Annotated in this window: 10 protein-coding genes; 3 read left to right on the forward strand and 7 right to left on the reverse strand. The window is 43.8% G+C overall.

Annotated elements, in window-relative coordinates:
* Together AABK37_RS36675 and AABK37_RS36680 are read left to right on the forward strand one after the other, a co-directional pair.
* Window positions 1-325, forward strand: a 325-nt coding sequence (locus AABK37_RS36675; protein WP_432556372.1) for a GNAT family N-acetyltransferase, incomplete at its 5' end; no start/stop codon positions are given.
* Window positions 326-1,215: 890 nt separating this feature from the next.
* Window positions 1,216-1,974 (forward strand): HEAT repeat domain-containing protein, encoded by a 759-nt coding sequence (locus AABK37_RS36680; RefSeq protein ID WP_432556373.1) that lies wholly within the window; start codon window positions 1,216-1,218, stop codon window positions 1,972-1,974.
* Between the two features lie 111 nt (window positions 1,975-2,085).
* On the opposite strand, the gene AABK37_RS36685 is transcribed toward AABK37_RS36680, so the two are convergent.
* From AABK37_RS36685 to AABK37_RS36710, 6 genes are all read right to left on the reverse strand, one after another.
* Entirely contained in the window at window positions 2,086-2,484 is a 399-nt protein-coding gene (locus tag AABK37_RS36685) for a phosphomannose isomerase type II C-terminal cupin domain (protein WP_432556374.1), read from the reverse strand.
* Complete coding sequence (locus tag AABK37_RS36690; RefSeq protein ID WP_432556375.1) at window positions 2,471-2,593, reverse strand: hypothetical protein; 123 nt, start codon at window positions 2,591-2,593, stop codon at window positions 2,471-2,473. Before AABK37_RS36690 ends, AABK37_RS36685 begins: the two co-directional genes overlap by 14 nt.
* Window positions 2,593-3,936 carry a PQQ-dependent sugar dehydrogenase gene (locus tag AABK37_RS36695; protein ID WP_432556376.1) on the reverse strand — a complete coding sequence of 448 codons (1,344 nt, stop codon included), beginning with the start codon at window positions 3,934-3,936 and terminating at the stop codon, window positions 2,593-2,595. Before AABK37_RS36695 ends, AABK37_RS36690 begins: the two co-directional genes overlap by 1 nt.
* A gap of 27 nt (window positions 3,937-3,963) precedes the next feature.
* Complete coding sequence (locus tag AABK37_RS36700) at window positions 3,964-4,125, reverse strand: hypothetical protein (protein WP_432556377.1); 162 nt, start codon at window positions 4,123-4,125, stop codon at window positions 3,964-3,966.
* Between the two features lie 60 nt (window positions 4,126-4,185).
* Entirely contained in the window at window positions 4,186-5,403 is a 1,218-nt protein-coding gene (locus tag AABK37_RS36705) for an EAL domain-containing response regulator (protein ID WP_432556378.1), read from the reverse strand.
* Between the two features lie 151 nt (window positions 5,404-5,554).
* On the reverse strand, window positions 5,555-9,865 hold the full coding sequence (locus AABK37_RS36710; protein WP_432556379.1) for a PAS domain S-box protein: 4,311 nt from the start codon (window positions 9,863-9,865) through the stop codon (window positions 5,555-5,557).
* Window positions 9,866-10,457: 592 nt separating this feature from the next.
* Between AABK37_RS36710 and AABK37_RS36715 the strand changes: the two genes are divergently transcribed.
* Entirely contained in the window at window positions 10,458-10,625 is a 168-nt protein-coding gene (locus AABK37_RS36715) for a hypothetical protein (protein ID WP_432556380.1), read from the forward strand.
* 110 nt (window positions 10,626-10,735) lie between these two features.
* On the opposite strand, the gene AABK37_RS36720 is transcribed toward AABK37_RS36715, so the two are convergent.
* A complete protein-coding gene (locus AABK37_RS36720) occupies window positions 10,736-11,428 on the reverse strand; it encodes a Uma2 family endonuclease (protein WP_432556381.1) in 693 nt (230 codons plus the stop codon).
* Window positions 11,429-11,853: the final 425 nt, after the last annotated feature.

Raw genomic sequence — 11,853 nt, forward strand, 5'->3', positions numbered from 1 at the left:
CCCCAACCCCACTTCGTGGGGACCCCAAAGCCCCCCCTCCTCTTCCCCCGTGGCTTGTCTCTGGGTGGGAAATTCGATAGATCAAGTCAGAGGCGATCGCCATGCTCACATCTTTCTGCTGTATGTTGTGAGCGAACATCGGCGACGCGGTATTGGTACAGCTTTGATGCAATATGTAGAAAATTGGGCGTTCACTAGAGGCGATCGCCAAATTGGTTTGCAAGTCTTTAAGTCAAATCAACCCGCATTAAATCTTTACAATCAATTAGGTTATCAAACCCAGTCTCTATGGATGGTAAAATCTCTAGATTCTAAGAAAATTTAACGCAGGTTATAAGGATACCCGTTGAAAACTATGCTCGGATGTGTCCGCAATGCGAGGATACATCCGTACTTTAGGCGCATTGATGAAAACGGGTGAAGGCGTTTACGCCGTTACTTGACGCAATGTTTCCTAATCAACTCTTCTAGGTACTCACTGGCACTAACTTTCTTTTTTGTTGCTAATTCTTGCACTGTATGCCATGCGGTATCTGTTAAATATACACCCCTCATTTTTTTAGGTTCGTCATACAGTACCGGAATATTTCTTACTCGTTTTTTACCTTTACCTGTTGCCATCTTTAGAACAATTAGCTATACTAATAAGATAGCACAGGCTGAAAAACCGCTAGTACGTGACAATACAAATCTGGGGTGTCCCCACACGACTGACTAGAAAGTAGTAATGCTCAGAGGGTAAGGCAAGTCCTCTTAAAAAACCTAGGTTTCTAACACAAACCGATAATCCTAGAAAAGACAAAATTTGAGAAACAGCGTACCGTGGGGCACACGGGAACGTGGGGAAAAGGGAGAAACGGCTTTTTAAGGCACTCTTGATAAAGTACCTGAAAGCTTGGGAGCCAGCGCGTTGGGCGGGTTTCCCGACTTGAAGCGACTGGCGTGGACAGATGCCCTCTAGGTCTTTCATGAACTGACTCGATATTGCGTAGTGTGCTACGGATGTTTGGTTAGGTATTGCCAGCGAACAAGTCGGCGATTTGTTTGTGGGACATGAAGGTTTACGGCTTGCTGGATGAACCAAGAATCTCCGACCCGAAAGGGCGGAGAGTGTCAAAGAAGAATGTATAATTTAACGGATACATATCAGGCTTTAATTTATTAGCATTGGGGGTTGTTTGTCGATCCCGATCAAGGCTGCAAATGAAATGAAATATGTATGACGAAGACGACTTAAGCCTACTTGATGCCGAGGTGGAGCTAGAAAGCCCTCTAGATCGGATAGAGCCGATAACTGCCGAATCAGTTGTGGCGAAGCCCGATCCTAATTTGATGCTAGCCCTCCTGGAAAACCCCCAACCGCAGCAACGGATGCTAGCGGCAAGAGCTTTTTGTGACATTGAAGACGCCAGGGCTACCCCGCATCTGATTCGCTTGTTAACTGATACCTGCCCATTAGTGCGGGTGAGTGCCGCTTATGGTATTGGACGCAATCCCAATCGAGATGCCGTTGAACCTTTAATTGCCCAACTAAACCGCGATTGGAATGGCTATGTGCGTAAAGGAGTAGTTTGGGCTTTAGGAAACTGCCGCGATCGCCGTTCTTTAGCACCTTTAGCAGATGCCTTGAGAACCGATATTTCCGCAGTCCGATTATGGGCAGCTAGTGCCTTAGCGCAGATGGCAGAAGTCAGTTATGAGGCAGTTGTCGGGGCGATACCACCACTAATTGAGGCTTTAGTACAAGATCCCATACCCGCAGTGCGAAGTAACAGCGCTTGGGCGATCGGGCAGTTGTGCCGCGAATTACCTTCTAACGTCGTTTATGCCACAGCGATCGATGCCTTAATTCAGGCTTTTGCCGAAGATACAGATTTAGGAGTGCGAGAAGACTCCAAAGCCTCGCTTTTAGGTGTCGGCGATCCCCGTGGCTTGCAGTTAATTGAAACCCTGGAACAAGAAGGATGGTTTTGATTTGGGCAATGGGTAATTGTTTAATGGGCAATGGGAATAAAAAGAAGCTAGACGTATTTCACAAAAGGACTATGCCCCATGCCCCATGCCCCATGCCCATTGCCCCATGCCCTATTCAGTTACAGACTTAACTAAATTTAGCTCGTAAGGACGTTCCGTATCATCTTCACCCAAATATTCACCATTTTGAATTTCCAGAATAATTAGGGGAATATGTCCCGGATTTTCTACCTGATGCAATGTTGCCGAAGGCACATAAGTTGACTCGTTGCGATTGAGTAATATTTCCTCATGACCACAAGTCACCTTTGCTACACCGGAGACAACAACCCAATGTTCATTACGGTGATAATGAATTTGTGGTTTAATGCTGTGCCTGGGCTTGATTTCAACCCGACTAATTCTGTAAGTTTCTCCTTCTTCTATAACCTCGACATGACCCCAGTAACGTGTACCTGAGTGTGAAGATTCATCAAGATTTGACTGGGAAGTAGTTTCATTTTGAGTCATAATTAAACCTCTCAACAAGATAAGTATCAGTATTTTTTATTATTCCCCAATTTCCTTTTAGGGAGTAGGGAGTGGGGAGTGGGGAGTTGGAATTTTCCCCATTACCCATTACCGATTCCCCGTATATTGAATCCGATAAATGCGATTATTCGCTTCTTCGGTCAGCAATAAACTACCATCGGGTAAGACGAGTAAGCCAACAGGACGCCCCCAAGTAGTAGGTTCAGTCGGGTTTAAGAGAAATCCGGTGAGAAAGTCTTCATAATAGCCAAGCGATCGCCCTTGATTATCAAAGGGGACAAACACAACTTTGTAACCAGTACCGCGATCGCGATTCCAAGAACCACGAAAAGCCACAAAAGCGCCGTTGCGGTATTTTTCTGGAAACGTCTTACCATCATAAAACTGCAAACCCAATGCTGCTGAATGTGCTTGAAACAACACATCCGGGGTGCGGGTACGCGCTACCAAATCTGGGCGTTTACTTTTGCCACTGTTTGTTTGACGCGGATCGAGATTGCTTGGTAAAAAGTATGCATAGGGCCAACCGTAAAATTCCCCTTGCTGGATGCGTGTCAAATAGTCTGGTACTAAATCATCACCGATACCATCTCGCTCGTTTACAGCCGCGTAAAGTTGTTTTGTTACCGGGTGAAAGTCCAGACCGACTGGGTTACGCAAGCCAGAAGCAAAAGTTTGTTGCCCAGAACCATCTAAATTCATCACCTGCACCGAAGCGCGTGGTAACGGTTCTTCATCTACATTAGTTCCTGAGCCAACGGAAACGTATAATTTATTGCCATCAGGTGAAACAACCACATTGCGCGTCCAGTGATTGTTGTAACCTTGAGCCGGAAGATCGGCGATTTTCTCACCAGCACCAGAGATTTGCTGTTGTCCTTGAGTGTAGGGAAACCGTAAAACAGCATCAGTATTGCCCAGAAAGAAGGAATTACCCGCAAAAGCCATACCAAAAGGTCGATTGAGTCCATTTGCTGCACTAGCAAACGTTTTTTGCTGATCAGCCACACCATCACCGTTGGTGTCACGTAACAAGCGAATCCGATTTTGCGGAGTTTCTGTCACCAGCACATCACCGCTAGGAGTTAAAGCCAACCAGCGCGGTGCATCTAAATTTTCCGCAAAAACGTTAACTTTAAAGCCAGGGGGTACGCGCAACACCGGGTTTTGCGGAATTGACACAACATTAGGCGACTTGGAAGCGCTTTCAGTCGCGAAGGGTTGCGGTAAATTTTTGACGTTGATGCGGATGGGTGTAGGTGAAAGTGGTTCAGTGCGGACAATATTTGGCGACTGCGAAGAATTCTGCGCTAATTGAGGTGAAGGTGCAGAAACTGGCTTTGTGCGAGTATCTTCATCGGCGCGAGTTTGATCGCAAGCTGTTGCGGACAGCAGTAAAGCTAGCAGTACCCAACGCGCAGAGGCTTTCATAACGGCAATTTAAATCATTATTCATACCTATTTAAGTGTAGATTTATGACTTGAAAACTGTCGCCTACCTAAAAGCGGATTTATTGGGCATTGGGCATGGGGTATTGGGCATTGGGCATGGGGCATGGGGCATGGGGCATGGGGCATTGGGCATCGGGCATGGGGCATCGGGCATGGGGCATCGGGCATGGAAAGAAAGGAAACTTCTTTTTATTCCCATTGCCCATTGCCCATTGCCCATTGCCCTATTCATTGTTGTTTAAATCGATGTTTGTCAGCAAACAACAATTTTTCAAATTCGGATACGGGTAAAGGACGACTGAAGAGAAAACCTTGCATAGCATCACACTTATGTTGCCTAAGATAAGCTAGTTCGGCTTCGGTTTCCACACCTTCAGCAACTACGTTTAGATTTAAATTGTGTCCCATTTGAATTAATGCTTTTGTTATTGCTGATTTTTGGGGATCGTAACCAATATTTTGGATAAAGTAACGGTCGATTTTCAAGGTATGAATCGGTAATTTTTTCAGATACATCAAAGAAGAGTAACCTGTACCGAAATCGTCAATAGCAATTTTGACTCCGAAAGATTGCAATTCATTCATAGTGGCGATCGCACTATTCACATCTTGCATTATCATGCTTTCGGTTAGTTCTAGTTCTAAGCAACTTGGTGGTAAATTGTTTGCATTTAAAAATCCCAAAACTTTTTGGTTAAAATCTATTTGAGTAAATTGACGTGATGATAAATTCACAGTGATAGGTAACGAAGTAAAGCCAGCATCGCGCCAAATTTTAATTTGTTTACAGACTTTTTGCAAAACCCATTCGCCAATAGGAATAATTAAACCAGTAGATTCTGCTAAAGGAATCAATTCTGAGGGTGATACTAATCCCAATTGGGGACTTTGCCAACGTAACAAACTTTCAGCACCAAGAATTTTTCCCGAATTAATATCAACTATTGGTTGATAATGAACAGAAAATTGCTGAAGTTCTCCGTCATTTAAAGCATGGCGTAAAATATCTTCAATGATGTTAATTTCGCTCTGAAATTCCTCAACTTCTGTTTGAACAGGTAAATACTTTTTCCAAATAGCTTGCTTATTTAAACGACCCTCGATCGCACTTAATAATTCAGCGCGAGTAAATGGTTTCGTTAAATAGTCATCAGCACCCAAATTCATGCCATGACGAAAGTCAGACCTGCTAGACTTTGCTGTGAGGAAAATAAAGGGAATTGTTGCCGTTACCGGGTCTTGTCTAATGAAAGCTAACACGCCATAACCGTCTATTTCCGGCATCATCATGTCGCACAAAATTAAATCCGGATTTTCACTGGTTACTAACTCTAATCCAATTCGTCCGTTGGCAGCGGCAACAGTCTGAAAATCTTCAGCTTCCAGCAATTCCAAAAGGTTTTCGCGAACAGCTTTTTCATCTTCAATTACTAAAATCTTAGTCATGATTTATCTCCAGTTGTATCTAATTTATTACGGACTGGGGATTAAGGATTGGTGAGGTGGGGACGCTTGAAAATTTTGGTTAAAACTTATTGTAAATAGAATTTTTCCCCAGTAAAGAGTCCCCAGTCCAAGCGTCCCCAGTCCCCAGTCTCTAGTCCGCTTTATTTAAAGGTAGAATCACAGTAAAAGTTGTCCCAGCGCCTAGTTCACTCTTGACAAAAATTTCCCCTTGGTGTATATCTACACACTTTTTCACAATCGCCAATCCTAAACCGGTTCCTTGGCGGTTGCCAACATTAGTGGCACGGTGGAAAGATTCATACAGGTGAAGTAGGTCTTCTTGAGGAATACCAATACCTTGGTCTTGAATCACAAATATTGCTCGTCCATCCTCTTTAGTTAAAGTAAACTTGACGGTGGAATCAATATTTGAATACTTAATCGCATTTGAGAGTAAGTTACTCAGAATGTGTTCCAGCAAGTTTTCATCCATGCAACATGGCATGAATTGATATTGACTGCTAAAAGCAATACGCGGGCTGGGTTGTGCCGATTCGTGACAGCTGAGATTCTGTTGCACTTCTTCCACCAAATGACGGCAGTATTGAACCAAATCCAAGGTTTGTGTTCTACAGTCTAGTTTTCCCGCTTCTTCCTTACTAATAAACAAAACATCATTAAACATTTCAGTCATCCGCTTGACAGCGTTTTGAATGCGATGCAAATGATTGAGTTGTTTTTCTTGCGTCCATTTGTGTCGGTAGTGTTCGAGTAACTCGCAAGAAGAAAGAATAGTACTCAAGGGGGTGCGGAATTCATGGGAAGTCATGGAAATAAAGCGGGATTTAAGTTCGTTAAGTTCTTTTTCTTTTTCTAACGCACTTCTGATTTCCTCTTCTAATTGCTTGCGTTCGGTGATATCTGCCCAGTAACCGACAATTTCCAGTGGATTGCCAGCTCGATCGCGCACTAGTTTCGCTTGGTCGTATATCCACCGATAAACCCCATCTTGATGCAAAAAGCGATATTCATAGTTGTACTGTTCTTGCTCAAATATCCTTGACATCTGAGCAAATACCTGCGGTGCGTCTTCTGGGTGAATGTGGCTAGCCCAGAAGCTAGAAGAAGAGAGAAATTCTTGTGCTTCATACCCCAGCATGGCGACGATATTTTCGCTGACGAAGGTGGTGCGGTAATTTCCGGAAGTTTTGCAGGTATAAATCACGCCAGGACTAGAGTCAAGTAAATATTGCAGCCTTTGTTGCAATACCAGTAGAATTGTTTCTGCTAACTTGCGTTCGCGTAGCGCAGCTTGCTGCTCGCTAACATCGGTTTGAATACCGATATAGTGGGTGCAGACACCATCGACATCAAAAACCGGAGAAATATTTAATTTATTCCAAAACAAAGTACCATCTTTACGATAGTTGCGTATAATCACCGTGCATTCTTCTTCTTGTCGTATAGCTGCACGAAGTTGCTTGATTTCTGGTTGTTGAGTATCACTAGCTTGGAGAAAACGACAATTGCGTCCGATGACTTCTACTGCTGTGTAGCCGGTCGTTCGCTCAAAGGCAGCATTAACATAGATAAGCGGCGAATCTGGCAATTTGACATCACAAATAATAATGCCATTGTTGCAGGTAGCGATCGCGCGATCGCGTAGTTTTAAAGTTTGCTCTACTCGCTTGCGCTCAGTAATATCGGTGTGGATACCAACAGTGCCGATAATTTTCCCCGCTGCATCTTTAATCGCATCGGCACGTAAATCAATTTGCACAATGCGACCAATGCGGGTTTGCAGAATTACTTCACCACGCCACGACTCCCCACGCAGCACAGTCTCAAATATTCTCTCAAATTCCGACTTCTTTGTGTAAATAGCTGGTGGTCCGCCAGCGGCATTTAACTCTTCTGCTGTGTAAGCAAACAATTCGATAAACGCTGGATTGACATAAACTCCTTGTCCGTCAATGTCACTTATCCCAATCGCATCGCTGCTACTTTCGATTGCTTTTCGCAAACGTAGCAAAGTTTCTTCTGCTTGTTTTCGCTCAGTGATATCGTGGATAAATTTGCAAAAGCCACGTAACCCGGTTTCATCTCGTAATGCCGTAATTACAATATTTGCCCAGAAGTGCGAACCATCTTTGCGGATGCGATCGCCTTCACATTCAAATCGACCTGTCGCTGCTGCTATCTCTAATTCTTCATTTATATCGCCACTTTCTTCAAGCTTTTGAAAGCAAGAAAAATGCTGCCCGATAATTTCTGCTTCTTGATATCCGGTAATGCTTTGGGCACCAAAGTTCCAGCTAGCAATTTGTCCTTGTGGTGAGAGCATAAAAATTGCGTAGTCTCTGACACCTTCAACTAAAGTGCGAAAGCGTTCTTCACTTTGGCGCAATTCTAACTCGATGCGTTTGCGTTGTGTAATGTCTGTAGAAATTCCACATACACCATAAGCAACACCTTTAGAATCAAGTAAAGGAAACTTAACTGATAAGTAAGTGTGCAACCCATCCGCTTGGGGAACAACTTCTTCCACTTCTACGGAAATATTATTTAAGAGTACTTGGCGGTTATTCACCGCAAACCCATCGCCAATATCTTTAGACCAAATATCGTATATGCTTTTACCTACAATTTGCTGTTGAGCCATATTGAACAGCTTTTGAAACTGACGGTTGATCAACAGATATCTATTTTCGATATCTACTACGTAAATAATTGCTGGAGAATTATCTAAAATCGCTTGCAGTCGCTCTTGAGTTTCGCGCAATGCTGATTCTGCCTGTCTTTTGACTGTAATATCTTCAAAGGTGCCAAGGATACCCACCACCTTACCTTCGGTGTTATGAAGCGGGACTTTATTTGTCTCCAACCAAGTTTGTTTACCATCTCTTTGAATGTGGGGTGCGACAATTTTGTATTCAGGGGTATTTGTCTGCATTACCCTGGCATCACACTCTCGATAAAAGCTCGCTTCTTGTTGATTGCAAAGCAAATCGTAGTCAGTTTTACCTACAATATCTTCTGAATTGTCAAAACCGACACTATTAGCAAAATTTTGGTTACAACCCAAGTAAACGGAATTTCTATCTTTCCAGAAAACACGTTGGGGGATATTGTTTAGCACTAGTTGCAACATTTGCTGCGATCGCCGCAATTCGTCTTCAAAATGCTGGCGATCTGCCATTTCTAGCACTAGTTGCCGATTCATTTGTTTGACAATTTTAGTGCGTTCTGCTATGCGTGTTTCTAACTCTTCGTTCGTTTGCTTGAGTTCGGTAATATCTATGCAGCAACCGATGTAACCAGCAAAGTTACCATCAGGTGTAAATCTGGGGATCGCTTTATCGAGTAACCAACGATACTCTCCATCTGCACGCCGAAGGCGATATTCCATCTGGAAGCACTCACGAGCATTAAAAGCTGAAAAGTAATTATCTATACAGCGTTTATCTTCGGGATGAATGTTATCTGTCCAACCGTTGCCTAATTCTTGTTCTTGGGTTCGTCCAGTCAATTCTAATAAAGCCTGGTTGCAAAAGGTACACAGCCCGTCTTTGTCTGCCATCCAGATAAGCACTGGTGCGGAATCTGCCATTGTGTGAAAGCGTTGTTCACTTTCTCGCAACAACTCAGTCGCTTGTTTTGCCAAAGTAATGTCTTGAGCAATCCCAGTAATGCGGTAAACTTCTCCCAATTCATTTTTGAGGGGAAAAGTTCGCGACCAAATCCAGCGCACTTCGCCATCAGGACGCAAAATCCTGTATTCTTGTTCGTAAGGCTTGCCGGATGTTTGGGCGGTGATGTCGGCGATTATGCGATCGCGATCTTCCGGATGAATCGCTTCGGTAAAGTCGAGCGCATTTTCATACACGCTTGAGCACTTGCGTCCCCAAATTTTTTCATAAGCCGGACTAACATAAACTATCTTGTTCTCTTTCAAGTCGCGTACAAAGAAAACTTCGCAAATGTTTTCTACAAGTTGCCGAAATACATCCTCGTTCGTCTCTACTAACGATGCCGACTCTAGAAAATCTCGTTTTACTTTCGTTTCTAGCGCTTGACAAATGCTTTGAAATGTGACTATACCTAATAATTCATTTTGCTCATCAACAATTGGAATTAAACTTAACTGATGTTGGCGCAATAATGACAAAGCTGTAGCGATATCGTGAAAATCAGATTTTTTCAGCGTAATTACTGAATGATTCATGACTTGAGAAATCTGAGTAGTTTTCAAGTTAACTTCATGAGAAATTAGCCGCAGAACATCTTGGGGTGTAAACCAGCCAAGAGTGTGTTCTTCGATTACCAAGACAGCACTAGCTTGTTTTTGACTCAAAAGCGCGATCGCTTCGATTACAGATGTTGCAGGTGCAACAGTCAAAAAAGAAAAATCAATTACCGATTCTATTGATGGTAGATGAAGAAATTCAGCCAAAGCTTGCATAGAGGATAGCGAGCGATCGTATCACATTTAGATGGGCGATAAACGAGCTTATATGAAATACATGTTAATATTTTTGCGCCCCCAGACTCAGAATATAGGAGCGTATTTTTACTGTATTTTTGTGTACAAGAAGACAATGGAGAGACTTGGACGACTTGGGAGACTTGGACGACTTGGACGACTTGGACGACTTGGAGGACAGGGAAAGTTCCAAATTTAATACTTTCCCCCTCCTCACATCTTGCACCTGTCTGGATAAACCCTTAATACACCAATAGGAGTTAGGGCTGTTATTCATTTACCCTAATTCAGGTTTCTCACAGATGCGATCGCTGACGCTGCTGCTTGCATAACTTAACTTAGAGCAAATTACTCTAAAGAAAGGCGATCGCTCATCTTAGATTTACCTTTAACAGTTCTAGAAGATTTGAGCGTAGACGCGCCTTGCGCGGCTTCTCGAAGAGTAGCACTGTTAGATTTTACCAGTTTAGCTGATGTGTCGGTTTGGTTAGAAGCAGTCCAAAATTAAGAGTGCGTAGGCGCAGCCCGCCGCAGGCATCGCCATTGTCTGCAAGATAACTAGAATAAGCGATTGCTCATCTTAAGTGCCGCCCTTTGCCAAGGAAGACAGGAAGGACGACTTGAAGGAGAAAAACTCAAAGCACTGGAGATAGCGCGATCGCTATTAGATTTGTTAGATGCAGAAACAATCGCCCAGACAACGGGTTTAACTGTAGCAGAAGTCCAACAGTTGAAGTAACGAGAAGCGATCGCCTATGGCAATTTTAGAGAGTAACGCCTACAGGGGCTTTGGTCGCGTTATCGGTAAAGCTCATTGCTAGTTGAAATATTTTTACCAATAAACCCACATCAACGATGCTGGGCAAGTTTCTGCACAAAGGCTTGATGCTCAGGTGAAGCCAAACCTGTTTGCAGAGTATTCAACACATCAATCATTCTGCCTTCTAACAGAGCCGTCACTGCCAGCCACAGCCCTGGAAAAGCGCTACTGCGAATGATGCCTTCAGTATCCGGCTCGACGATCGCAAATTCCTCAGACTGCAAGCGAAACCAACTGAACCGATTTTCAAAGGTTTGCCACACCAGATACTCCTGTACCCCGTTACGGCGATAAGCATTTTTTTTAGCACCCAGATCAATCGCAGCACTGCTAGTAGCAATTTCAGCAATTAGTTCGGGTGTGCCTTCGATGTAGCCGTCTTCAGTTAGGGTAGAAGTGCCGCCAGTTTCAATTCGCAGCAAGGCATCCGGTTGGGGTTCATTATCTAAATCCAGCCGTGTAGTTGTGTTGTCAGCCGCACTTACACCGGGAGTTGCTGTCCGATACACTCCCAACCAGGTTACTAATGCAGCATGGGGAACACCATGAAAGGCTCTCACAGGGGATGCTACGTAAACTACTCCTTCAATGAGTTCGGCTTTAAATTTTTCTGGAGTTGCTGCGTAGCGACGCTCAAACTCAGCACGAGTGAGGCGATCGCCACTGGCTAAAGCCGGAACGGGTACAGAACGAGCAGGTTGATGCAAAACCATAGACACCATTTCCGGATGAGAGTAAGAAGCTTTTCTAGTGGTCATTGTACTTCAGGAGTAGCTTCAACAGGGTATCCTAGAGGGCAACGCTAAAAGTTACGAATGATTTGGGCGTAGACGCGGAGCGGCTTGTCGTCAGACATCGCCATGTTAATGTTTGGTTGATTAGTCAAGAGACATCGCCTAAAAGTGTTCTGAAAAAAAGCATGATTGTAGATTGCCCTCCACCCTCGTAACATCTCACTTATCAGTTTACAAGTTATCAAAACTGCACCGAAACTGTTCCCTGCACCGTGAATGGCTCACCATATTGACATACTCCCCGCAATTGAATTGCGGGGATTCTAGGCTCAAACAACAATCGCAGGCAAAGCCCGACTTACATCGCCTAACCTAATGGTCGATGCCCCAACCATTTGAATATTACGCGCAGC

Source organism: Tolypothrix sp. VBCCA 56010, from assembly GCF_050875635.1.
Taxonomy (GTDB): Bacteria; Cyanobacteriota; Cyanobacteriia; order Cyanobacteriales; family Nostocaceae; genus Hassallia.